Genomic DNA, 23,022 nt, shown 5'->3' on the forward strand with positions numbered 1-23,022 from the left:
TTCTAAGCTGGCAAAAAAAAATTGTTAACTTCATTCACCGAGAGCTATGTCTTCATTTTTCACAACGAATCCTGTGACTATAGCCGGCACAGAAGGATACCAAAACACCCGCTCTCCAGAAACGAAGGCGGGTGTAGTTAAATTCAATAGGTTAGAAATTAAAATTGTCCGGATCGGAACCGAATCGTTTATTCTCGTTCAGGCCGTTGATCTGTTCGATTTCCTCAGCGGTTAACTCGAAATCATACAGTTCGGTATTGGCATGAATGCGCTCAGGGGTTACGGATTTCGGAATGGTCACGATGCCGTTCTGCAGATCCCAGCGCAGAATGACTTGTGCCGGAGACTTGCCGTACTTGGCAGCGATATCCTGGAGCAGGGGATGCTCCATCAGATTACCTTGCCCAAGCGGAGACCAGGCTTCAATCTGAATCTCGTGTTTACTGCAATACTCGCGCAGCTCCGTTTGGGTCAGGAGCGGATGAAGCTCCACTTGATTGACTGCGGGTTTAATAGTGGCATCCATCATGAGGTCTTCCAGATGATGAATCTGGAAGTTGCTCACGCCGATTGCGCGGATACGGCCTTCCTTATGGAGCTTTTCCAGTGCTCTCCAAGTGTCTTTATATTTGCCTTTGACAGGCCAGTGGATCAGATAAAGATCGAGATATTCAAGTTCCAGACGTTGCATGCTCTCTTCGAAGGCTGTAAGTGTACTTTCGTAGCCTTGATCACTGTTCCATACTTTTGTTGTAATAAACAAATCCTCACGGGCAATGCCAGATTCACGAATGCCTTGAGCGACACCGGATTCGTTGTTATATACTTTCGCGGTATCGATGCTGCGGTATCCAGCGTTTATCGCTGTTTTGACGGCATCTACAACCTCATCCCCGTCTTTCACTTTGAATACGCCAAATCCAAGCCATGGCATTTTGATTCCGTTATGAAGTGTAGTTGTGTCCTGAACGTGCTTCATGATCTGTCATTCCTCCTCTGATTCTTCGGTTCAATATGAAGTTATTACCCTGAGATTGGGCAGCCAATCGGGCACTAACAGGATGTCACACCTATTATACTAAAGTTTTCCTCTCTTTGGATAAGCGTGGGGGAAGCTACCGCGTGAAAAGCCCCTGTTTGATCCTTTTTCGGCAAGCGCAGGTTTGGTTTTGACGCTTGTGGGTGATAAGATGAAGTATACGAAAAACGAACGATACATATCAAAAATAGTGATCCTTGTTAACGACCTTGAGAGGATAACGGTCAGCCGAATCTTATCCTAACCATGGAGTCGTACGTTCTACATAATTCAAACCAATAATGCACGGTTATATCAAATGACCACTTGAGCCGTGCGATTAACAATAAAGGAGCAAGATAATCATGGCTAAACCTAAACAAACTAAAACTGCAGCAGCCTGGTCTCTCGTAATTATGGGAGCGGGTTTTGCAGCATCATTGCCATTTCAAGGGGTACCCGTGGGTAAACTCTTGGTGGGTTCATTTGAGGCGGGGCTGGTGGGTGGACTAGCGGACTGGTTTGCGGTAACTGCACTGTTCCGCCATCCGCTTGGCATTCCGATTCCCCATACGGCGCTGCTGCCGAAGAACCGGGATAAGATGACGGAAGGTCTTGTCTCGGCAGTCGAGAATAATCTGCTTAACAAGGATAGCATTACGGAGAAAATTGCTGGCTTCAAAGCTGCCGAGACTGTTCTGGATACGCTGGGGCGGGAATTGCATAGTGATGGCATCAAAACGATGATTGATACGCTGTGTAAACGAATCTTGGCAGGGCTGCCGCTGGAGCAGATCGCTCCAATCGTTGCCAAAGAGATCAAGTCCCAGGCAGGTGCGTTTGACCTTGGGCCGATCCTGGAACGGGCTGCTGTACAGGTGACAGAGCGAGGGTATGATGCCCAGGCTTTGGATTATGCATTGAAGCAGGCGGAGGAGTGGCTGGTGAAGCCGGAAACCATTCTGTTCCTGGGTGATAGCGGCATGAAGGCGATTAGCGGTATCCAAATGAATGGACTCATGCAATTTGCGATGAATGCGTTCATGGGTTATTTGAATGAAGAACGTCTCGGCGGCATTATTCAAGGGTATCTTTTTGACCGGGTAGAGGATATGAAAAGGGAAGGCAGTGCACTTCGTTACAAAGTACTAAGCACCCTGCACACACAGGCCATGCGACTTGCGGTGAGCGAAGCTGTGCAGGATGGCCTGAACGGCTGGAAAAATAACCTGCTGGATGGCTGGGACGCTGAGGAGACTGTACTCAACAAACTCACAGAGCTGCGGGATAAAGCGCTGGCGGCGATGGAGGATGGCCGTTATGTGGATACATATGCGCTGCCTGCCATTGAAAATGTTCTGGCGGATCTGCGTGCGGATGAAACGTTAATGGCAAGCATGAATGCCAAGATTGTGGAAGGTGTCACCACATTGCTGGAGAAAAATCACTCCAAAATCGGGAATCTCGTACGCGAAAATGTAGATAAAATGGATAATGCTTCACTCATCTCGATGATCGAAGATAAAGTGGGTCAGGATCTGCAATGGATTCGGATCAACGGTGCGGTGACCGGGTTTATTATCGGGGTCGTGCTAACTGCGCTGCGGATGGTGCTCGAATAAACGGTAAGTGCGTGCTTCATGACGAACAAATCAGGCTTTCTTTTTGACACCGGAAGGTGTTGGGAAGAAAGTTTTTTCATATGAAGATGGAAAAAGTTAGGGCTAGGGTGATACAACGGTCTTAGAAGCGGGTAATATACACCCAAATATAGGGATGAATCATCTAGGAAAAAAGTTTCAGGAAAACGCTCCTGTGAGCCGATGTGCCTTATGTTGATTTTGTACTATGATGCATGTAACAGGTGAGGGGGGCGCTCTTTACTTACATAGGTTTAAGCCAAAAGGGGGAATCGCTATTCCGCGCACAAGAGGGATGAAAAGTTTATTCGCACTGATGATGGTGTTCACTATATTGCTGGGAGGGTGTCAGAAGATGACCGAGAGTGAGAAGCAGGCGTTGTACCAGGAGGCTGAGAAGGTTGTGGTGCAGCATTTTAAAGAAAAGTTTGATCTGGATGTAGTGATCACTAGCAAGGAACTGCTGCCAGAGATGGCAATGTCGCAGATTGGGCTTAAAGGGCATGTGAAGGACCATGAGGATCAGAACTTTGGCATTTCATACGACTACAAGAAAAAAATCACCAAAAATCTCGTGATCAGTCCTGAGCTCGAGGAAGTCATTAAAGCTAAAGGACATGATCCATACGCCAAATAAAAGGGAGGTGCAGTGATTGAGTAACGGTAGGAACATCGATGATGAAACGTATAAAACCCTGTCGGAGCTAGCTTATCAGGATCAAAAGGCAGGTGACCGCCTGACAGAGCTCCCCGGCTGGCAAGTGCTGGAGGGCACAGAGAGCAATACATTTTCCGGCTTCGATGCCGTGACGTTCTACAACCCGGAGACGAAGGAAGCGGTTATTGCCTATCGGGGAACGGAAGGAAGTGCCTCTCTGGATCGCTCCGTACCTGACTTTGTCATGGATGCGCGCATCGGGGGCGGAGAGTTGATCCGTAAAGGGCAACAAGACACGGCAAGATTTGTAGACAACCTGACACCGGATTGGCTCGATAGAGGCGTTCAGAATATCAAAGACTCCACAGGTATTTCCAAAGTGGAGAGCTGGGCAGGTGACCGGGTAGCCGACGCACAGAACTGGGCTGGCGATCGGGCCAAGGATATCGAGAAGACGATCTCCCCTACGGGCTGGGCTAACCAGATGTATCAATCCGAGGATTATGCGAATCGCATGAAAGACAAGTACGGTGACTTGAACTTCTCGCTGACAGGACACTCTCTTGGCGGTGGGGATGCGCAATATGCATCCGCTTATACAGGTATTCCGGCGGTTACATTCAGTGCACCGTCGGTTATGGGCAACTTGACTCCTGAGATGCGTCGGCGGGTTGAGGCAGGGGAACTCGATGGCCAAGTCATCAATTATGCCAATCCGGGCGATCTGGTCGCTAGCGGAACATTAGGCGGATATGATCGTCACGTAGGCTCTACGTATTATATTGATTCCAATTACGCAGATGCGAATGATGGCGTAAGTCTGATTGATAAAGTGAGTGATACATTCGGTGGAAAAAACTATCATAGCCTTGATCGATATGACTTCAAGAATGGTTATATCTCCAACGATTTGTATGATCCGATCACGGGCGAGCGAGTTCGTTATTCACCGAGGCTTATGGAGAATCTGGGACCGCTGAGCAAAGCTGTAGGCCAGGTGGGGCTAAGGGGCGGTGCAGGAAGAGGAGCGGCTGCAGCGCTGGGATCTGGTCTGATTCAGGTTACCCCGGAAGAGCTGAAAAGTGTGGCTTCTCGCTGGAAACAAAATGCCCAGCAGTGCAATGCCGAGCTGAATCAGGTGCGGACACGTATGGCTCAATATTTGCATACAAGCCGCAGCCGCAGACTGGAGCCCATTGTGACTCACTTGGATGCATCGATCCAGGAGCTGAGCACATGGCATATGAAGCATACGAGCCAATTCCTGAACTTTATTGAGGAAAAGGCAGAAGCTTTCCGGCAAGCGGATGAAAGCCCGGTTCATTTTAACTAATGATAAGCGGCAGGCTGGAGAAATGAGCATTCATGGTGAGAACGTGCACTGAGGGGGAGGGATACATCAATGAGCGGACAATTGCTGGTGGAACTGAACGACCTGCGGATTGCGGAGAAGGAGCTGTCACAGCTGCTGGTGCGCATGCAAGCAGATGAGCAGGAGGCAAGGGCGCTATACAGTCGTCTGAATGACTGGAAAGGACAATCTGCGGATCATACGAGGCAGCAGATTGAAGAGTTCTTCGCAGGCCTCGCCAAGCGTATCCAATCGATTGAGATGCAGAAGAAAAGTCTGATCCAGTATATCGAATTTATGATTCAAACGGATCAGCAGCGTTAAAGGACAGCACAGTGCCATATTGCGGATGGCACATATGCTGGACAGCTATGAAGGGTACTTGTATAGATTTGAAACGAAATCATATGTGGTCATTAGGGTAGTGACAAAAAAGGAGTTTGCAGCATGAACGGGGTTATCCCGTGTGCTGCAAACTCTTTTTTGTATCTTATTAATAATCTTTACCTGTGGTCACCTCGGGTAGGCATAATACGAATTAACGTTTTTTGCGGCGAGTAGCCAGTGCGATACCCAGGAAAGACATGATTAGAGCCAAGATGGATACGATCAACGTTGCTTGTTGCAGCTTCAAGGTTCCTGCATCGGAATCCGTGTTATTCGGTTGACCTGTTACCGTATCGGACAGTGCATCTCCGAGAGTGGTATCATCATTTCCTTTTTTGCCACCCGTTGCCGTGTCAGCCGTTTTGTCACCTGTCTCGGTACCCGCTGTACCTGCGCTGTCATGGCCATCTTTTGCTGTACCTGCATGGTGGTCACCACCAGCTGCGGCATTACCAGCAGCTGCAGGGTCTTCGCTGATTGTTGTGATACTATGAGGCGTATTGGCTCCTGGCTGGCCTGTCCATTCAACAATGCTGCCATCGCTGTAGTATTGGAATGCATCCCATGCTACTTCTGCTTCAGTCTTTGGGTTCTGCGCGACGAAGTTAAACTGTTGGAACTGCCCAGCCAGAATCCCTTGGTTATCCCCATCAATCTCCCAAGTAATAGAAGTCACTTCGTTGGAATCATTCTTCTCGGTTGTGATCTTCCATCCGGCAAGTGGCTGATATTGCTTGAACGCAACTCCTTCAGGAATTTTGAGTGAGATTTTGGTCGTTGGCAGTTCTTTCTCAGATGGTATTTTGATCGTATACGTCTGCCATGCACTGGTCTGTGCAACGGACGGATTCACCGTGACGTGAGCGCTGGCCAACCCGGAGAACAGCAGGAATGCTGCTGCACTTGTTGCCATAGCGGATGTTAATTTGGATACCCATGATGTCTTTTTCAAAATCAATAACCCCTCTCATTCTTATACCTATTTTTTGAAATACGATTCTATAAAGATAGCTTGCTACGGCTTCGCAGCCTTAATCTCGAACTCGGCATCCAAGGCATCAAGTGAGCTTGTCAGCGCATGTACTTTGATGTTCCAGTTGCCGGGCATGGAGATGTAGTCCTCTGTTTTATATATGCCCGTATCATTCTTTGGAATGGTGATCTCATAGATACCCATATCCATATCCAGATGAGTCAGTGACAACGTCACCTGTTCGAGATTTTTGACTACACTGCCATCGGCTCGTTTGATGCTGACTTCAAACTGGTTCTCTCCTGTTACATTTGGACTTACCTGAAGAGAAACCACGGAGCCATCTTCTGTTGTCTGTGTACCCTGATAGGGGCCAGTAGGTGCTGGTTGTCCTGGGGATAGATGTGTCAGTACAGCCGCCAGCGCAAGAATGATGGCACCTGTAGCGAGTTCAGCCTTTAAACTGCCAGACAACTGTTTACCCGTGGCGGCTCTTGCTCGTTTGGCATGAATCAGCGCGAAACCGATCATCACTATAAGTAGCAGGATTTTACCGATCAGAACCAGGCCGTATGCTGTCGTGAACAAGGAGTTCAGTAGCGGATCGGGCAGGATGACGAGACTGCTGTAGATCCCCGTAGCGACCAGAACGGCTACAGCACCAATCCCCCAAGCGGAGAATCTTCTTAACGCAGCCCAGTAGACCTCACCTCGCAGTTTTGCGGGTAATCGGTCGGTGAGCGGTGGCAGGCACACCGCCATAGCGGTGAGGGCCCCGATCCAGAATGCGGCAGCGACCAGGTGTACGAAGTCCATCGTGACGGCTAACACACGCTGCTCCGCAGCAGCAGGATGTCCTGTCATGGCATGGGTAAGCAGCCAGCCCAGTACAAGCAGCAATGATCCGTAAGACGACCAGATGCGCACACGTATGGATCGATCCAGATCATAGCCGGATAGAAGGGTGACGGCGAGCAGCATGGCAATCAGCATCTGCAGCATCCAAATCTGTCCGAAAGAGGTCAGCTTAAGCGCACTGCCTATTAGTGCCCAACTGAATTCCCCGAGAGTCACACCTGACTCATAAAGTGTGTTCAGGGGGAGGCTGATCAGTGCGGCCAAGGAGGCGGCAGCATAGCTAATCCAGAGCAGCTTGTAGCTGCCAGGTGCGTCCATAGGTTCCCGGAGTAGCGAAGCAGGTGCAATTCGCAGTAACAGGAAGGCCAGTGTACCTAAAATAATAGACAGACCAAGATACTGTATCCAGTCCGTGAATGACACGATCCATTTTAGCGGCCCACCGGTGGCACCTGAACCGGATGCCAAATCTTTCAAGCCGGCAGGTGCACCGGAAGGTTCACCGATATGGAACACATATACTCCAGAGATGGGGTGACCATCGGCGGATACGGCTTTCCAGCTGACGGCATACGTCCCGTCTGCAAGTCCGGCTTTCAGACCGGTTTCCAGAATATGCGGACGTGCGGAATCAATCTGTACGTTACCATCGTCTGCCTGATTGCCGTCAGGCCCGGTAATTTTAATATCATAAAAGGCCGTCTGCAGCGATTCATTAAACTCCAGCGTCAGCCGCTGCGGTGCGGTCACGAGCAGTTCATTTTCTTCCGGCGAGGCCTTTACAATATAAGCATGGGCAGATGCCCATTGTGGCATCGCGAGACAAAACACCAGTAGCAGGCTGGTGAGAAGCACCCAGTGACGTTTGCTCCATCGCAGGGTTAAGTATCTTACATTCAAAAAATCATCACCCTCGGGTTATAGATTTACAGCTTCCATAATTCATCGTTCACACATAATCTATACCATTATAACTTTGTCCAAAATGAAGGCGTATGACTACATTGGGCTATAAAAAATCATGGATTACCGCATATTTGTGACAAATACTTGAAATGATGCTCTGTAGAGTAACGCGCTATTACATAGCGCATATCCCAATGACTCACTTCGTGATAGAATTCGCAATTTGTTTGGAAATAAGTCAGATGCCTGGAAAACGGTGTTATTTACGAGCCTTTCGTCCGGCAAGCCCGCTCTCCAATGCGTAGCGGGTGAGTTGTACCCGATTATCCAGTTGCAGCTTCTGCAAAATGTTCTTCAGATGGTTCTTAACGGTCTGATCCGAGATCCCTAGCTGTTCCGCAATTTCGCGATTGGTATATCCGGCAGAAACCCATTGCAGAATCTCCAGCTCACGGGTGGTTAACGGGTTTTCCTGTACATCCTCACTACGAGGGGCGGGGAATTCCTGCAAAATCCGGTACGCCAGCTCCTTGCTGAGCGGTGCGTCGTCACTCACAATGGCCCGAAGATATTCAAGCCATATGGAAGGGGACAAATTTTTGCGCAGATAACCCTGAGCCCCTTGCTTCAATGCTTCAAAGAGGTAGGTGACATCATCCGATACGGTAACCATCACAATAATGACGTACGGAAAACGAAGTTTGATCTGCCGTGTGGCTTCCAGTCCATCCATATCCGGCATTTGCACATCCATCAGAATGAGGTCAGGCATCCACTGCTCCGTTAACTCCAGTGCTTCCTGCCCATTCTTTGCCGTGCCAATGACTTCAAACAGGCTATCTTCGGATAAAATGGTGCAAATCGCCTCACGCGCATGCGCGTGGTCGTCCACAACCAATACACGTACCAGTTCCATATTAGATTCGCTCCTTTCTAATTGTCATCTGCGTATGGCCTGGTTTGGAATCCAGAAGGAATTCCCATCCCATCTGCTCTGCTCGTTCCTTTGTAATGCGTAAGCCGTAACGATCCCTGAGCAGCATAGGGTCGCCTTGAATTCCACTGCCATTGTCACAGACATGAACAGACCAATGAGAGGAATCATGTTCTGCGTGAACTTCTACCTTGGTTGCCTGGGCATGTTTGCGCACGTTGAGCAGTGCTTCCCGAATGCAGGCCAGCAGCTCCACTTGCTCTTTGGCTGAGAAGGAAACCTCGGTCAGATTCCATTCCAAGTTTGCTTCCGGAACGGTGTCGTTCACGATCGACTCCACCTGGGCTTGCAAGGCAATCGCTTCGGGATCAGCTGCTGGCGAGGGCACGTAACGCAACTGGGCAATGGCTTGTCTAACATATGTATTCACTTCATGCACCGTTTTTTGGATCTCGCGGATATCCTGCTCATGATTGGTGCCGGCGAGACTACGTCCGGCTTTGTCTGTCTTAACCGAAAGCAGGAACAGGGACTGTGAAATACCGTCATGCAGTTCCCGTGCAAGCTGGTCGCGGGCTTCGAGTGCCGTCTTGGATGCTCGCTCCTGTTCCAGCGCGGCCCTCGCCCCTTCCAGCATGCGGAACAAACGGCTAAGTAGCGTCACGCTGACGAGATAAACAATCACAGGTGTCAGCCAGTTTCCGGCATCCATCGATAGATAAGGCATCAGAGACTGGTGGCGAATATATTCCCACAATCCCACGGTGATGGTGGGGATCAGCAGGATCATCCATTTAATCTGTTTGTAGGACATATCTGCATAACTCCTTTTAAATAAGTTTGTCATCGTTGTGTGTCGTGTGAGATACCTTCTTACCTTTATCAACGGAATGGGTTACAGGGATCATTATAACGTAACCTTGTCCAAGACCCTAGTCCAAGCTGTTTACAAGAAATGGGGGAGTATCTTGGAGTATTTAGAAGGATATCTAAGAACACAGAGGGGTGAAATGCTGTCATGCTAGGTGAGGCTTGATGTGCTCTGCTCAGGAGGGCTCTGTCCGTTTTCGCTATGAGGCAGGGTCCTCTATACTTATATAGAACGCAAAATCATTACAAAACATGTTAAGGAGTGACGCAACAACATGAGTCAAGAAGTATTGGAACGCCGCAGTGAATTGCTCAAGAAGAACATTCACCAGATGCTTGTTCAAGACAATCAGCACGGGATCAGTCGCCAAGACAACATGTTTTTGCAGCAGATGATCAAAGAGCTGCATCAGACCTCGCATGAACTGAATACGATGAGTAACGAAGAGTCCTCACAGGACTGAATCGGGCTCTATGCATCTGATGCATTAAGTCACGAATGGAATGACGATGAAAATGAAATTGGCGCTATCCCTATAGGGATAGCGCTTTGGCGTTTATATACGGATTGCACTACTGCAATAGTTGGTGGGCTGTCCTTTTCTCAATATAACGGATGAACAACTCCGCAAGTTCCGGATCAAACTGTGTGCCTGAACATGCCCGCAACTCCTGTATGGCTTCATCCACGTTTTTGGTCTTCTGGTAGGGTCGCTCGGTGGTCATGGCATCAAAGGAATCGATCACGGTCAGCATCCGGCACAGCTTCGGGATTTCATGACCTTTGAGGCCGTAGGGGTACCCTTGACCATCATATCGCTCATGATGCAGTTCAATATACGGGATCAGATCCGCGAAGCGATCATTCGTCATCACCATTTTTTTGCCCCAGGTCACATGGCCTTTAATCGTATCCCATTCCTCACATGTTAACTTTTCTTTTTTGTTCAGGATAGACCAAGGGATCTCCAGTTTGCCAATATCATGGATCAGCGCCCCGAGTACAAAACGTCGTTTCTCTACATTATCCAATTGGAGCGCTTCGCTGATATCAAGCGCGTATTTGTAGACCCGTTTGGAATGTTTGAACGTATCCATATCTTTGTACTGGAACAGGTTCAACTGCTGTTCGATGTCGCGGACATCCTGAACCAGATCGATTTCGTGCTCCATGCCGTCATTGCTGCCGTGACGATGAACGTTGTTTTTACCTTGCTTTTTGGCATAATAGAGTGCTTTGTCAGCCTGATCCACCAGTTGAGACTTGTTATACATATCCACTTGATACGAAGCAATCCCGGCAGAGAAAGAGAGACAGCCATGCGGCAATACCTCGACACCTTCAAAAGGAGTATCATTCAGCTGTTTACGTAACTTGTTCATAAATCTGTAGGACTCATCCAGATCCATGCCTGGCATTAGCAGTGTGAATTCTTCACCACCATACCGAAAAGCGGTAACAGGTGTGCCCTCGGTCTTGCGAATGAGAAAATCCCCGAGCAGCGCCAGCAGGCTGTCACCTTGTAGATGACCAAACTGATCGTTATACTTTTTGAAATCATCAATATCAAGCAATCCTAGACAGAGGGTAGTTCCTTGCGTACGTGCTTTGTTCAGCTCCATCTCCAGCATGGTCTCGAAATAACTGTGATTGAACAGCCCTGTGCGCTGGTCTGAATTCGCCTTCTCTTCGATGGACTGATACATAATGAACAACTGTTTGAACGCATGGGACAACAGAATGCTGAGACTCAGATATAAAAATAGACCGAGTACGCCGTTATGTATTACCAGGATGGTGAGCACCAGCGCCAGAATAAGTGTACACAGATAGACCAGAAGGGACTCGGTTACGAATGCCCGTTTCATCTGCTGCAGTGCATCCTTGGTTGAGAAATGAAAGAACAGACCCAATGTGAGCGTGTTAATAATAAAATAGGCTGCCAGAGCTGCAACATAAGGGAACAGGTTGTAACCATCAATCGCGCCAATCTCACCACCGGTCCACTCGAACACTTTAGCAGCCCCGGTAATCATGAGACTGTATATGCTGAAATTAACGACGTGTTTCCACCAGGCCAACTTGCGGTCTTTAATTAACAGAATGATGGAAATCGGTAATAACACGGAGAGGCTGAAGGCCCCGCCGAACATAAATATGCAAGCCAGATACACAGAGGAATCCATCGATTGCTGGTTGCCCTTTGGGGGGATCTGGAATGTAAAATAGTCGAGGATAAGCGCGGCTCCCAGCATGGTATAGACCATGACCCAGTCAGATGTAGTCAGGTGTAAGTAGGACCACTGGTTCATATAGATAAAAACGCCAATCCCTGTGCAGCAAAGCAAACTAACATACATCATGCTTCGATCTGCTCTGCGGATAAGGTTACGAATAATGTTCATAAAGAATCTCCTGCTTGGGTTTAGTCATCTCGGGATGTTAGATATAAACGAACGTTACGGCACCACTTATCTCGTTGACGTGTGAATGCTCGTCGCCTTTATATTGGTTATTCTTGTATAGGTATATACTATCATGTTTTCTAACATAACAAGAATCGCTCCCATAAATCCAGCAAAGAAAAAACAGGCCGCTCGCAGCCTGTTTGTCTGGTGTGGCAGTAGAATCTAACCGCCAAGCTTGTATCCCGAAGTCAGTGCTACAACGACAGACGCTACGATGACGGCGTTGATGACAATGCGGGAATATTGGATGCCCTCGAATTTCTTCATGGAAAAGACCTCCCTTCCTTGGAGTCTGGTCCGATGCTCACTTGGTTTGCATATGTTTCTGCGGACGGTACCTCTTTTCTGACCCGGTTCACCATCATGTACTGGATAAACAGGAATATGCCAACATTCATAACAACATCACCGATGCTAATGACCTGTGTTCGTGGGTAGGGGCTCGACAGCGGGATGATGTCACCGAGAAAAGCAAGGTGAGTTGAAGCATCCATCATATAATGTTTGGATACGGCTCCGCCTTCCCGAAGCAGATCGACATAATAGGGGCCGAGCACAGCAGATGCCTCCACGGAAACGGGCATGCGGCCGCCATTAACAGCCATTACGATGAAGTTGAAAAACACGCCGACCCAGATCAGGGTGAACCCCCGATGATGTCTGTTGAGCCATAGAAATATGAGGCCTGTGATATAAACGGCGGCAAACAGATAACCATTAATGGATGCTACCCAGCTCCATCGCTCCTGCAGATAAAAAATGCCAAACTGAAAGAGTAACAGCAGTGGAAAGATCCAGCCGCCGCGTAGCTGGAGTGTTGCAAACTGGTTGAGTCCATAACGAACTCTACCCCTGAACAGACCAACAATCAAGCCGATCAGAATACCGTCGTATACCATGATTAACCCCTGTTCTTGCGAAAATGCGCAACGATACTTGCGTGTTTGTGTACATAAGACATTCGACCTTATATTGGTAATTCCTGCATTGATAAACTGATTTTCATGAAGATTTTTGCAAATGTATATACAAAAACCGCCTTCCCGAAAAATAGAGGTCGAAACCTGAATCTATTTCGGTGAAGACGGCTGTATGTTTTGCTAAAAAATGAGCATTTCAGTCAAATGGTTATCTAATGGATATTTACTCGGAACCACCATTCAAGTAATTAAAGAAAGGTTGATCCACCCAGAAGTTGTATGAGGTGATATTTGCTTCAGGAGCCAACTTGCGGAATCCTTCTTGAATCGCTTTAGCATTTTCTTTTAATGAGAAAGATTGGGCATAATAATGGCCAAGCGTAATTTTGTTATTCGAAATAACTTGGTAGTTAGCCAGGGCAGTTGGTGAATAATACAGCGGCTGCCACCAGGAGTTAATAATTAATGGAGATTTGCTATTGCTGTTCTTTTTGGCAAATTTCAGAACGATGTCATTGAAACGTGCTTTGTCAGCTGTGTTGTTAAATTCGAACTGAATGTCATATTCCTTCGCATAAGCGATGTAGTTGCCATTTTCAATCTGTGTGACTTTGTAATCTGGGGTTTCTTTGGGCTCGCCCCACTCTTTCAGATAGATAAAGGCAGATGTTTTCGGTTGGAATTGTACATCGGCATCGATGCCTTCGCTGCGAAGCAGACCGACGAGTTGAACTGCATGATTGATGCTGTCATGGCCGTAAGTTAACGTGAGTTCATTGATGAAGTTGGAGTCAAAACGACTGTCTTTCAGGTTGTAACCTGTAACGAGATCTTCCCGCAGCGCCTGATCGACAATTTTTCTAAGCTCAGGAGCTTCAATCAGATCGGCTGTACGATATGCAGCATACAACTTGGAGTAGATATCTGCATCATTGGAGCGTCCAATTTCATTTTTGTATTTACCTTGGCTGATCAGTACACGTCCGAGCAGAATATTTGCTGCATCCTTGCTTGCTACACCACCCTTAACAAGAGCAGGGTAGAGGCTCTCGGGAACGAGTCCTGTATCAATAGCCGCCGCCAATTCTTGTGCGGCTTGTCCTTGCAAACGATTAGGCTTGATACCAGCCTTAGCAAGTGCTTTGGCTGTTTTGTCTGCGGGATAAGTGTATGCGAGTTCTTTGAAACCAGCTGCTTTAACGGCGATGAAGACCGCTGTGTACATGCTGAGTTGATCTTTGGCATGAACGTCGGTGTCTGACAGAACCCCATTATTGAAGAGAGCAACAGCCGCATCGTAGGCGTCATCACCTGATTTCAGATCGCTAAAGACGGGGGCTTGTGCAGTATCTTTCCCTGAAGTAGATGCTGCGCTTGCTTCTGTGATGGCTGCTACGGCTTTGATAAAATCACCCTTAGTTGCTTGCGGCGACAATTGGATGCCGTACTTGGCTTGCAGGAATTGAGCGAAGTCAGTTGCGCTCTCCGTGTAGACAGCGGGTGCCTTAACTGCAGGCGTATTTACATTCAGCGTTTTAGGTGCAACCGGAGTTGCGGATGCTGCGGAAGCAGAACCGGGCAGACTAAGGCTGCCGAGCGTTACCGGAGCGGCGAGCAGGGCCGCCAACGTTATCTGGGTGATCTTTTTCAAATGAAATGCCTCCTTAAAATGGGGTGAGAATGATAGGGGAGAATGGTATAATTCTGACAAATCCTATCAGAAATATAATAATTGGATTGACTTTAGCACGGAGTCGCGCCAAATGTCAACGAAAAAAAAGCCTGTTACAGAGCGGTTTCCAGAGGTTGGAAAACCTGTTTCTGCGATGATCTACTACATGAGTGTAAACGCTGAAAGTTTTATTGACAAGGATCGACATTATCCGCTAGGATAATAAAAAAGATTACTGAAAAGGGGAATTTTCAAAATGAAAAGAGGTTTATCGTTCGTCTTATCAATTGTTATGTTGTCTATTTTGCTGGCCGCTTGTGGAAAATCAGCTACTAAAGACGAACAATCCGCTCAAGGCGGCGATTCTGAAAAATCCCTGCGAATGGCACTGGTACTTCCTGAAAAAATAGGGGTCAACCCTTTCTTCGTACAAATGGATGAAGGCTTCAAAAAAGCAGGTAAAGAATTCAAGGTCGATACGAAAACGATCGAGTCTACAGACCCTGCAGCATTCGAACAAAATCTTCGTGCAGCTGTTGCCGAGAATTATGATCTGATTATTACGGCAACGTTCCAAGCAGAGGATGCATTGAAGAAGGTTGCTGCTGAGAATCCAAACAAATCGTTTGCGATTGTAGACACAACGGTGGATCTGCCTAATGTTCGTAGCGTTGGTTTCCGTGAGTATGAAGGAGCGTACCTGTTGGGTGCAGCTGCTGGACTCTCCACAAAAACGGACAAAGTGGGTATGATTGCGGCAATGGACGTACCTTTGATCAAGAAATATACAGAAGGTTTCAGAGCGGGTCTGGAATCCGTTAATCCAAAAGCAGAATTCCTGGTAAACTATGTGGGTGGTTTCAATGACCCGGCCAAAGCAAAAGAGCTGGCGCTGGTGCAATTCGGCAAAGGTGCTGATTTCATCGCGGGTGCATCTGCTGTAGGTGACCTTGGTGTGTTCGAAGCAGCAAAAGAAAAAGGCTTCTATACTTCCGGACAAGATACAGATCGTACTGTAGAAGATCCGGAGCATATCGTATTGTCCCAGTTGAAATCAACGGACACCGTTGCTTATGAGACCGTGAAGGATTTTGTAGAAGGTAAATTCAAAGCAGGCGCAGTAAACTACGGCCTGAAAGAAGACGGTGTAGGTCTGACATACGTTACACGTGACAGCGAGTCTCCGCTGAATGCATTTGTTGGTCAAGAGGTTATCGACAAAGTTAAAGCGATCAAAGATGACATTATCGCTGGTAAAATCGTAGTTAAAGATCCATTGCAACAATAGTTCTATACTTATCCCTTCGTGGGTGAAAAGAAGTTTATAGCCGGCTGCCCAACCAGGCAGCCGGTTTTGCTACTGTTACTAATCATTTATGTTCAATATAACGTTTACACGATAACGGAGAGGATAGATATAACCTGAAGAAACAGCGCGGTTGCCTAAAAGCTTTCTGCAAGAAAGCTACATCGTAAGCATACGCTTATCTCCGGATTTTCCCCTTCATAAGGGAATCAGAAAAATCCGGGGATAACAGCGATCGAAAGGTTGTTCTGTCATCGGAGTGCCCAGTGTAACCAGTTCACGTTGAACTTATATTAACCGAGAGGAGCGAACGCAAGATATGTTGTTGGAGATGGAGCACATTACGAAGAAGTACGGCAGCTTCACGGCGAACAAGGATATCCATTTTAATCTGCGCGAGGGGGAGATTCATGCTCTTGTCGGGGAGAATGGAGCGGGTAAAACAACGCTGATGCGTATGCTGTACGGGATGGAGCAGCCCACGTCAGGCACGATCAAAATCCGGGGACGCGAGGTTAGCTTTGCTACACCATCTCAGGCCATGGCCAGCGGAATTGGTATGGTGCACCAGCATTTCATGCTGTTTCCATCCTTCACGGTGGCAGAGAATATTGTTATTGGACGTGAACCTGCGAAGGCAGGCGCATTTGATCGAAAAAAGGCGGCGGCACAGGTCAATGAATTGGGCAAACAATACGGCATGCCCGTAGATCCGTGGAAAAAAGTAGCCGAATGTCCTTTGGGTATGCAGCAACGAGTAGAGATCCTTAAAGTACTGCATCAGGGAGCAGACATCATTATATTGGATGAACCTTCCGCGGTGCTCACTCCGCTGGAAGTGAAAGAACTGCTGACCAACATGAAATCACTTGCCAAGCTGGGCAAAACCTTTGTCATCATCACGCACAAGCTGCAAGAAGTCATGGATGTTGCGGATCGAATCACCGTACTTCGAGACGGACAAGTTACGGGTATATTAGAAGCGAAGGATACCCATGTGGAAGAACTGTCTCGTCTGATGGTGGGACGTGAACTGGTGCGGATGGACAAGCCAGCATCTGTTCCGGGTGAAGCAGTGCTTCAGGTGGAAGGTGTTCATCTATCGGGAGCCAAAGATCGGTCTGCCCTCAAAGACATTCATATGCAAGTTCGCAAAGGTGAAGTGGTCGGTATTGCAGGCATCTCCGGCAATGGTCAATCCGAACTGATTCAGGTGATCGCCGGGTTGCGGAAGCCGGATGGAGGCCGAGTGCTTTTATCCGGGCAGGACACAACGAACTGGCCGGTACGCCGAATTCGGGAGCATGGCCTGGCTCATATCCCCGAAGACCGCTATATGTGGGGTGCGGCGAAGGATGCCAGCGTGAAAGAGAACGGGCTGATGGGACACCATCACCGATTGCAGAAGCGCGGTATGATCAAAGCCAAAGCAGCCAAAGTGATGGTGGAGAGCTGGATCAAACAGTTCAGCATCAAGACGGGGTCCGCGGAAACGAAAGTGCAATTCCTGTCAGGCGGTAACTTGCAAAAGTTGATTGCAGCACGTGAATTTGCACAGGATACACCGTTTCTGATTGCAGCGGAGCCTACGCGCGGAGTAGATATCGGTGCGATGGAAACCATCCATGCCGAATTGCTGCGCAAGCGGAATGAGGGGGCAGGTATTCTGCTGATCTCGTCCGAGTTATCGGAAATTTTGCAATTATCGGATCGCATTATTGTGATGTACGAAGGAGAGATTGCCGGAGAACTTGCGGCAGCGGAAGCGACAGAAGAACAGATCAGCTTGCTGATGGCAGGAGGGAAAGAGCGGGTATGAATCGGGTAAAAGAAACACTTCGCGGACTGGTACAGCCGCTGCTTGCCGTATTGATCGGTTTGCTCGCCGGTGCGATTGCCATTCTGGTCGTTGGCGGTAATGTCGTGGATACGTATGGCGAGATGTGGAAGGGGGCCTTCGGTAACTTCTACTTCTTCACCAATACACTGGCACGTGCAACGCCGATTATCTTGGCGGGACTTGGCGTAGCACTGGCATTCCGTGCCGGGTTTTTCAATATGGGTGCGGAAGGTCAGATGATTCTGGGCGGACTCAGTGCGGCCCTCACGGCGCTCTATCTGCCAGGGCCGGGCTGGTTCGTATGTATTGCTGCGATTGTGGCAGGGATTGTCGCCGGTGGTCTATGGTCTCTTTTTGCAGGCTGGCTGGACGCACGTTTTGGCATGAACCTGTTGATTACAACGTTACTTCTTAACTATATTGCGACTTATTTCGGTGGATACATGGTGTCTTATCCATTCAAAGACCGGACGGGATCAGCAGCGATGGCGCAGACCCCGATGATTGATCAGACGATCTGGCTTCCGAAGCTTTTTCAGGGTATGGGACTGCACGCCGGCTTCATTATATCGATTGCAGCGGCCATACTGATCTACTGGTTTACACATAAAACGGTAACCGGTTATGAAATCCGCATGCTCGGTAGCAATCCATCCTTTGCGGCTTACGGCGGTGTACGCCGTATTCGGATGATGATGCTGTCTATGGTCATCAGTGGTGGACTTGCAGGACTCGCAGGAGCGGGGGAAGTGCTCGGTACACAGTACCGCTTCCTGGACGGCTCGTTATCCTCGGCAAGTTATGCGTGGAGCGGTATCATGGCTACATTGCTTGCACGTTCGCACCCACTGGGTACAGCTGTAGCGGCTATTTTGCTGGCGGCTTTGCAGACAGGTGCGATGGGCATGGAGCGGAACACGGATGTGCCCCTGGAGGTCGGCAGTGTAATTCAGGCCGTCTTGACGTTATTTGTTTCAGCACAGATCGGTTATTCCTTCCTGAAGCGGAGAAAGGAGAAAAAGTCCAATGCAACAACTGTTTGATGCAGCCATGTTTGGCTCAACCTTGCGGATTATGACGCCAATCCTACTTGCCGCACTCGGCGGGGCTTTATGCTCGCGCGTCGGTCTGTTCAACGTGGGTCTGGAAGGACTTGTGCTGATTGGGGCGTTCTCCGCGATTGTGGGTAACTATCTTTTCGGTAACGTATTACTGGCAGTGCTGTTCTCTATTATTATTGTGATGCTGTTCTCGGCGCTTTTTGCGTTTATTAGTATTAATCTGAAGGCGAATGCCATTGTTGTTGGTATATCCCTGAACTTTTTGGCGGCGGGACTCACGACCTTTGCACTGCGAGCGATCTTTGATGTAAAAGGTGCATACTACGACAAGAATATGGTGGGGCTCCCAAAATGGGACATTCCGCTGATCAAGGATATTCCTTGGGTGGGTACGGTGTTCTCAGGACATAGTCCGCTCGTATATCTAGGCATTATTATCGTTATTGCTTTGCAGTTCTATCTATTTAAAAGTGTATCCGGCTTCCGTCTGCGTTCCGTAGGTGAGAATCCGATCGCAGCACAGAGCATCGGCATCAAGGTGCGCGGTATTCAGTATGGCGCTGTGCTGATGTGTGGTGTGCTGTGTGCACTAGCTGGAGCGCAGCTGTCGCTTGGTCAGGTGACGATGTTTACCGAAGGCATGACGGCAGGCCGTGGTTTCATTGCTTTGGTTGCTACAATGCTGGGACAGGCTAATCCGCTCGGTGTGATGGGTTCTAGCGTGCTGTTTGGATTCATGGAAGCACTTAGTATTCGTCTGCAAGGGTTCTCCTTGCCAACGCATTTCACCATGATGCTACCGTATATTGTGACACTCGTGGCGATGTTCTTTTTCAAAGACCGTACGTATGCTCAGGATGCTTTGAAAGCGGGCGGAAGCTCGCGTTAATTGTAGCAAAGGAGGAATCAGGGACGTGCATAACAAGGCTGAACGTTTGAAAAAAACCAAAACGCCGCCACCGAAAGCCGGCGCCGATTACGGAGATCGGCTGCCGCCGGGCCAGGTGCTGACGGAGAAATTCCCGATTTTGCATGAAGGGGAAGTGCCGGAATATGACCTTTCCACTTGGGATTTGAAGGTTTTCGGTGAAGTTGAAGAAGAGAAGGTGTTCTCTCTGGCTGAGCTTCAGGCGATGCCGCAGGTGAACATGGTAAGTGATATTCACTGCGTTACGCGCTGGTCGAAGTTTGATACCCCATGGGAGGGTATCCGCTTCTCTGAGTTTGTGAAGCTGCTTGGTGTTAAACCGGAAGCGAAGTATGTCATGATTCATGCGGATCATGATTACGAGACGAATGTGCCACTTGAAGAGTTGATGCATGAGGATGTATTGCTTGCGTTCAAATATAATGGCGAGCCACTTACACCGAAGCATGGCTTCCCGCTGCGACTGGTTGTGCCACAGCTGTATTTCTGGAAGAGTGCAAAATGGGTGCGTGGGCTGGAGTTCATGACGGAGGATCGCAACGGCTTCTGGGAAAGCAACGGCTTCCACCATTTTGCCGATCCGTTTAAGGAGCAGCGTTTCTCGGGTGAGGATCTGCCGATTCCTGAGGATGAGTGGACGAAGAAGGAGTTTGATTAATATGTTGATGCCGATTTTGCAGATTCACTCGGAAGATATGCCGGCTTATGCGATCGTGTGCGGTGACCCGGCTCGTGCAGAGAAGATTTCCCGCAAGCTGGAGGGTGCCAAAGAACTGGCATTCAGCCGTGAATATCGCACGTTTGTAGGTATGTACGAAGGGGTACAGATGGCTGTGGTCAGTCATGGTGTTGGTTCGCCAGGCGCAGCAGTATGCTTCGAGGAACTGATTCGTGCAGGAGTGAAAACCCTGATTCGTGTAGGCACGGCAGGTTCATATACAGCCGATTATCCGGCAGGAAGCGTTATTGTCAGCACAGCAGCTGTTCGCTCTGACGGGCTGACACGTCAGCTCGTACCGGACGGTTTCCCGGCGGTTGCAGATATTGATGTGACCAGCGCATTGGTCGCTGCTGCTCGTAAGGTGGGCAGTGGTACAGGCGATGCAGCAAGTGCTGAGACAGGAACAGAAGCTGGAGCAGAATCAGGAGTAGGAGCAGGTGCTACCAAGGTTGGCGTGGGCATCACGGTAACACTGGACGCATTCTTCACGGGCGTGGAGGAGATTCCGCACCGCAAGTACAAGCAGGCTGGAGCACTTGCAGCCGAGATGGAGATTGCGGCACTCTATATCGTAAGCACCTTGCGTGGGGCACGGGCTGGAGCTATCGTAGCGATTGACGGCTTCGCAGACAGTGATCTCGCGGCCGAGTATGATCCGCATACCGATGCGGTCGCCCAAGCCGTAGAGCATGAGATTGACGCGGCGCTTCATGCGCTGGCTAGCCTTGCTCGCCAGGATCAGGCAACAACATAGCTACAAAAGAAGTGCATGTGAATGTCCACGAGATATGGACAATTCAGAGGACGTCCTTCTAAGGTCATGAATATGGCCGGGGGACGTCTTCTTTACCTATAGGAGTGAGCTTGGGGTCTAACCTCTACGCGTTCGGAATGATTTTGAAATCATTGGGTCATTCTAAACAAGGAACATACTTCAACAACATGAAATGGTCAAAGGAGGACTCAAACGATGACTCAGAACAATCAACCTCAGGATGAGGCAGCAATCCGCAACAAGCTGGACGAAGACGGCGATTCCTTGATGGAAAAAAAGAAGATCATGAACGGCGTGGATATTGAACCGCAGGCCGATGAATGGGCAGCCAAGCCGTCACCGGTAGCTTTTAACGAAGGGAACCATACCTCTTCCGAAAAATAGTGCTGATTCTTCCTCTATTATGGGGAGGATGTCTGGCTGAAGATTAAGTTCGATTTCGATTTAACTCATGCATGCAGGTATAACGTGATATATCAATCGTTAGAGCAGGTACCGTAAGGTATCTGCTTTTTCGTCCCTGGATCTGGGAGAGAGCTTCGAGCAGAACATTTGAAATGATTGATTTGTATCTACCTTTAATTCGCTTGCTCAGGCTTTCTATAAGCAGATGGGGCTAAGGGGGCGTCGCGACTACATACACAAAACGTTCAATAATAAAAGACAAGAAATCCCTTGAATACCCCGTGGGGGTATGTTAATCTGGATAAAGAACGATTGAAAAGGGGTGTTATGATGGAACATCAAAGCCATCCCGAGGAACCTGTGATCCCTGCGGCAAAGGATTCTGCTGATGTTTTGGTTGCGGATACACAAGAACAGGCCAATGCACATGAAGGTAAAGTTGTATCAAGTAATGGTACAGGTACAGAAAAGCAATCAGAGCAACAAGCGGATTCCTGCCATGCTGTGAACCTCGATAAAGACGGCAAGCCCATTCGTAAAAGCCACCATTCTCAGGAGATGAAGGGCAATCTGATCTCTCGTTTGAACCGGGTGGAAGGCCAGATTCGCGGCATCAAAGGTCTGATTGACAAGGACACATATTGTGACGATGTGTTAACCCAGATCGCAGCAGCACAGTCTGCGCTGAATTCGGTAGGTAAGCTTTTGCTGGAAGGGCATATGAAGAGCTGTATTGTAGAACGCATCCAGGCAGGAGAACACGAAGTTGTGGATGAATTGCTGGTCACGGTTAGAAAATTAATGAAGTAATTGAAGAGGATAAACTATATATTTTGGACTAATCATTTACATAGAAACGGAGGGGACAGAAAAAACCTGAAAAAGCGGAGCGTTCGCCTTTATCACCGGATTTTCCCTATAGAAAATTGGATCAGAAAAATCTGGGGGTAACAGCGGTTGGAAGGTTGTTCTGTCATCGAAGTGCCCATGTAAATAATCCTTAGTTCAATTTATATAGTAATAACACCAATACGAACATTACCAAGGAGGAATAGGAATATGTCTAATGTTACGTTGAATGTCAAAGGAATGTCTTGCAATCACTGTGTGAAGTCCGTTGAAGAAGCGGTGAAGAACGCGGGAGCAAGTGGTCAGGTTGATTTGGCAGCCGGAACGGTAGCCGTAGAATATAATGATCAGGCTGTTACCGTAGATCAGATCAAAGCGGCGATTGAAGATCAAGGATACGACATCGTTTAATGGATTCAAGGGAATGGTTCACTAATGAAATATAGCAGTGCAGGCTTAAGCCATATGTGTTTATGGAGCC

At 48.4% G+C, this 23,022-nt stretch carries 23 protein-coding genes; 15 read left to right on the forward strand and 8 right to left on the reverse strand.

Annotation, left to right across the window (positions count from 1 at the left end):
- Positions 1–151: 151 nt before the first annotated feature.
- Positions 152–979: an aldo/keto reductase gene (locus ACUTVW_RS15705; protein WP_445646676.1), complete on the reverse strand. Its 828-nt coding sequence runs from the start codon at positions 977–979 to the stop codon at positions 152–154.
- 404 nt (positions 980–1,383) lie between these two features.
- Here ACUTVW_RS15705 and ACUTVW_RS15710 point away from each other — a divergent pair, with 404 nt between their 5' ends.
- The 4 genes from ACUTVW_RS15710 (at position 1,384) to ACUTVW_RS15725 (ending at position 4,991) form a co-directional block, all read left to right on the forward strand.
- On the forward strand, positions 1,384–2,640 hold the full coding sequence (locus ACUTVW_RS15710; protein ID WP_445646677.1) for a DUF445 domain-containing protein: 1,257 nt from the start codon (positions 1,384–1,386) through the stop codon (positions 2,638–2,640).
- A 373-nt stretch (positions 2,641–3,013) separates the two neighbouring features.
- Positions 3,014–3,295, forward strand: coding sequence for a hypothetical protein (locus tag ACUTVW_RS15715; RefSeq protein ID WP_445646678.1), 282 nt, complete (start codon positions 3,014–3,016; stop codon positions 3,293–3,295).
- Between the two features lie 16 nt (positions 3,296–3,311).
- Positions 3,312–4,649 (forward strand): lipase family protein, encoded by a 1,338-nt coding sequence (locus tag ACUTVW_RS15720; RefSeq protein WP_445646679.1) that lies wholly within the window; start codon positions 3,312–3,314, stop codon positions 4,647–4,649.
- A 69-nt stretch (positions 4,650–4,718) separates the two neighbouring features.
- Positions 4,719–4,991: a hypothetical protein gene (locus ACUTVW_RS15725; protein WP_090918837.1), complete on the forward strand. Its 273-nt coding sequence runs from the start codon at positions 4,719–4,721 to the stop codon at positions 4,989–4,991.
- 214 nt (positions 4,992–5,205) lie between these two features.
- Here the strand turns inward: ACUTVW_RS15725 and ACUTVW_RS15730 are convergent, their stop codons facing one another.
- The 4 genes from ACUTVW_RS15730 to ACUTVW_RS15745 form a co-directional block, all read right to left on the reverse strand.
- Positions 5,206–6,006, reverse strand: a complete 801-nt coding sequence (locus ACUTVW_RS15730) for a YcnI family copper-binding membrane protein (RefSeq protein WP_445646680.1) — start codon at positions 6,004–6,006, stop codon at positions 5,206–5,208.
- A gap of 63 nt (positions 6,007–6,069) precedes the next feature.
- On the reverse strand, positions 6,070–7,785 hold the full coding sequence (locus ACUTVW_RS15735; protein WP_445646681.1) for a copper resistance protein CopC: 1,716 nt from the start codon (positions 7,783–7,785) through the stop codon (positions 6,070–6,072).
- A 265-nt stretch (positions 7,786–8,050) separates the two neighbouring features.
- A complete protein-coding gene (locus ACUTVW_RS15740; RefSeq protein WP_445646682.1) occupies positions 8,051–8,707 on the reverse strand; it encodes a response regulator in 657 nt (218 codons plus the stop codon).
- A 1-nt stretch (position 8,708) separates the two neighbouring features.
- Positions 8,709–9,539 carry a sensor histidine kinase gene (locus tag ACUTVW_RS15745; protein ID WP_445646683.1) on the reverse strand — a complete coding sequence of 277 codons (831 nt, stop codon included), beginning with the start codon at positions 9,537–9,539 and terminating at the stop codon, positions 8,709–8,711.
- A gap of 331 nt (positions 9,540–9,870) precedes the next feature.
- Here ACUTVW_RS15745 and ACUTVW_RS15750 point away from each other — a divergent pair, with 331 nt between their 5' ends.
- Positions 9,871–10,059 carry a hypothetical protein gene (locus ACUTVW_RS15750; protein ID WP_090918827.1) on the forward strand — a complete coding sequence of 63 codons (189 nt, stop codon included), beginning with the start codon at positions 9,871–9,873 and terminating at the stop codon, positions 10,057–10,059.
- 109 nt (positions 10,060–10,168) lie between these two features.
- Here the strand turns inward: ACUTVW_RS15750 and ACUTVW_RS15755 are convergent, their stop codons facing one another.
- The 3 genes from ACUTVW_RS15755 to ACUTVW_RS15765 all read right to left on the reverse strand — a co-directional run bounded on the left by ACUTVW_RS15755 (position 10,169) and on the right by ACUTVW_RS15765 (position 14,635).
- Entirely contained in the window at positions 10,169–12,001 is a 1,833-nt protein-coding gene (locus tag ACUTVW_RS15755; protein ID WP_445646684.1) for a bifunctional diguanylate cyclase/phosphohydrolase, read from the reverse strand.
- A 326-nt stretch (positions 12,002–12,327) separates the two neighbouring features.
- On the reverse strand, positions 12,328–12,963 hold the full coding sequence (locus ACUTVW_RS15760; protein ID WP_445646685.1) for a DUF5317 domain-containing protein: 636 nt from the start codon (positions 12,961–12,963) through the stop codon (positions 12,328–12,330).
- A 244-nt stretch (positions 12,964–13,207) separates the two neighbouring features.
- Positions 13,208–14,635 (reverse strand): hypothetical protein, encoded by a 1,428-nt coding sequence (locus ACUTVW_RS15765; RefSeq protein WP_445646686.1) that lies wholly within the window; start codon positions 14,633–14,635, stop codon positions 13,208–13,210.
- Positions 14,636–14,747: 112 nt separating this feature from the next.
- Here ACUTVW_RS15765 and ACUTVW_RS15770 point away from each other — a divergent pair, with 112 nt between their 5' ends.
- The 10 genes from ACUTVW_RS15770 (at position 14,748) to ACUTVW_RS15815 (ending at position 22,952) form a co-directional block, all read left to right on the forward strand.
- Positions 14,748–14,879 (forward strand): hypothetical protein, encoded by a 132-nt coding sequence (locus ACUTVW_RS15770; protein ID WP_445646687.1) that lies wholly within the window; start codon positions 14,748–14,750, stop codon positions 14,877–14,879.
- Between the two features lie 33 nt (positions 14,880–14,912).
- A complete protein-coding gene (locus ACUTVW_RS15775) occupies positions 14,913–15,944 on the forward strand; it encodes a BMP family lipoprotein (protein ID WP_434748316.1) in 1,032 nt (343 codons plus the stop codon).
- 337 nt (positions 15,945–16,281) lie between these two features.
- Positions 16,282–17,781: an ABC transporter ATP-binding protein gene (locus tag ACUTVW_RS15780; protein WP_445646688.1), complete on the forward strand. Its 1,500-nt coding sequence runs from the start codon at positions 16,282–16,284 to the stop codon at positions 17,779–17,781.
- Positions 17,778–18,845: an ABC transporter permease gene (locus ACUTVW_RS15785; protein ID WP_445646689.1), complete on the forward strand. Its 1,068-nt coding sequence runs from the start codon at positions 17,778–17,780 to the stop codon at positions 18,843–18,845. Before ACUTVW_RS15780 ends, ACUTVW_RS15785 begins: the two co-directional genes overlap by 4 nt.
- Positions 18,829–19,752 (forward strand): ABC transporter permease, encoded by a 924-nt coding sequence (locus ACUTVW_RS15790; RefSeq protein WP_251509755.1) that lies wholly within the window; start codon positions 18,829–18,831, stop codon positions 19,750–19,752. The genes ACUTVW_RS15785 and ACUTVW_RS15790 overlap by 17 nt, the downstream gene beginning before the upstream one ends.
- Before the next feature lie 25 nt (positions 19,753–19,777).
- Positions 19,778–20,449: a sulfite oxidase-like oxidoreductase gene (locus tag ACUTVW_RS15795; RefSeq protein ID WP_445646690.1), complete on the forward strand. Its 672-nt coding sequence runs from the start codon at positions 19,778–19,780 to the stop codon at positions 20,447–20,449.
- Between the two features lies 1 nt (position 20,450).
- Positions 20,451–21,266 carry a nucleoside phosphorylase gene (locus tag ACUTVW_RS15800; protein WP_445646691.1) on the forward strand — a complete coding sequence of 272 codons (816 nt, stop codon included), beginning with the start codon at positions 20,451–20,453 and terminating at the stop codon, positions 21,264–21,266.
- A 216-nt stretch (positions 21,267–21,482) separates the two neighbouring features.
- Entirely contained in the window at positions 21,483–21,671 is a 189-nt protein-coding gene (locus tag ACUTVW_RS15805) for a hypothetical protein (RefSeq protein ID WP_445646692.1), read from the forward strand.
- Positions 21,672–22,196: 525 nt separating this feature from the next.
- Positions 22,197–22,502: a metal-sensitive transcriptional regulator gene (locus ACUTVW_RS15810; protein WP_434753127.1), complete on the forward strand. Its 306-nt coding sequence runs from the start codon at positions 22,197–22,199 to the stop codon at positions 22,500–22,502.
- Positions 22,503–22,751: 249 nt separating this feature from the next.
- Positions 22,752–22,952: a copper ion binding protein gene (locus tag ACUTVW_RS15815; RefSeq protein ID WP_445646693.1), complete on the forward strand. Its 201-nt coding sequence runs from the start codon at positions 22,752–22,754 to the stop codon at positions 22,950–22,952.
- Positions 22,953–23,022 lie beyond the last annotated feature (70 nt).

This window comes from Paenibacillus sp. TSA_86.1, assembly GCF_052691815.1.

Bases quoted from the DNA above. Each gene is read 5' to 3' on its own strand.
- ACUTVW_RS15705 (WP_445646676.1), bottom strand. From the start codon at position 979: ATGAAGCACGTTCAGGACACAACTACACTTCATAACGGAATCAAAATG.
- ACUTVW_RS15710 (WP_445646677.1), top strand. From the start codon at position 1,384: ATGGCTAAACCTAAACAAACTAAAACTGCAGCAGCCTGGTCTCTCGTA.
- ACUTVW_RS15715 (WP_445646678.1), top strand. From the start codon at position 3,014: ATGACCGAGAGTGAGAAGCAGGCGTTGTACCAGGAGGCTGAGAAGGTT.
- ACUTVW_RS15725 (WP_090918837.1), top strand. From the start codon at position 4,719: ATGAGCGGACAATTGCTGGTGGAACTGAACGACCTGCGGATTGCGGAG.
- ACUTVW_RS15740 (WP_445646682.1), bottom strand. From the start codon at position 8,707: ATGGAACTGGTACGTGTATTGGTTGTGGACGACCACGCGCATGCGCGT.
- ACUTVW_RS15745 (WP_445646683.1), bottom strand. From the start codon at position 9,539: ATGTCCTACAAACAGATTAAATGGATGATCCTGCTGATCCCCACCATC.
- ACUTVW_RS15750 (WP_090918827.1), top strand. From the start codon at position 9,871: ATGAGTCAAGAAGTATTGGAACGCCGCAGTGAATTGCTCAAGAAGAAC.
- ACUTVW_RS15755 (WP_445646684.1), bottom strand. From the start codon at position 12,001: ATGAACATTATTCGTAACCTTATCCGCAGAGCAGATCGAAGCATGATG.
- ACUTVW_RS15760 (WP_445646685.1), bottom strand. From the start codon at position 12,963: ATGGTATACGACGGTATTCTGATCGGCTTGATTGTTGGTCTGTTCAGG.
- ACUTVW_RS15770 (WP_445646687.1), top strand. From the start codon at position 14,748: ATGTCAACGAAAAAAAAGCCTGTTACAGAGCGGTTTCCAGAGGTTGGA.
- ACUTVW_RS15775 (WP_434748316.1), top strand. From the start codon at position 14,913: ATGAAAAGAGGTTTATCGTTCGTCTTATCAATTGTTATGTTGTCTATT.
- ACUTVW_RS15780 (WP_445646688.1), top strand. From the start codon at position 16,282: ATGTTGTTGGAGATGGAGCACATTACGAAGAAGTACGGCAGCTTCACG.
- ACUTVW_RS15785 (WP_445646689.1), top strand. From the start codon at position 17,778: ATGAATCGGGTAAAAGAAACACTTCGCGGACTGGTACAGCCGCTGCTT.
- ACUTVW_RS15790 (WP_251509755.1), top strand. From the start codon at position 18,829: ATGCAACAACTGTTTGATGCAGCCATGTTTGGCTCAACCTTGCGGATT.
- ACUTVW_RS15800 (WP_445646691.1), top strand. From the start codon at position 20,451: ATGTTGATGCCGATTTTGCAGATTCACTCGGAAGATATGCCGGCTTAT.
- ACUTVW_RS15805 (WP_445646692.1), top strand. From the start codon at position 21,483: ATGACTCAGAACAATCAACCTCAGGATGAGGCAGCAATCCGCAACAAG.
- ACUTVW_RS15815 (WP_445646693.1), top strand. From the start codon at position 22,752: ATGTCTAATGTTACGTTGAATGTCAAAGGAATGTCTTGCAATCACTGT.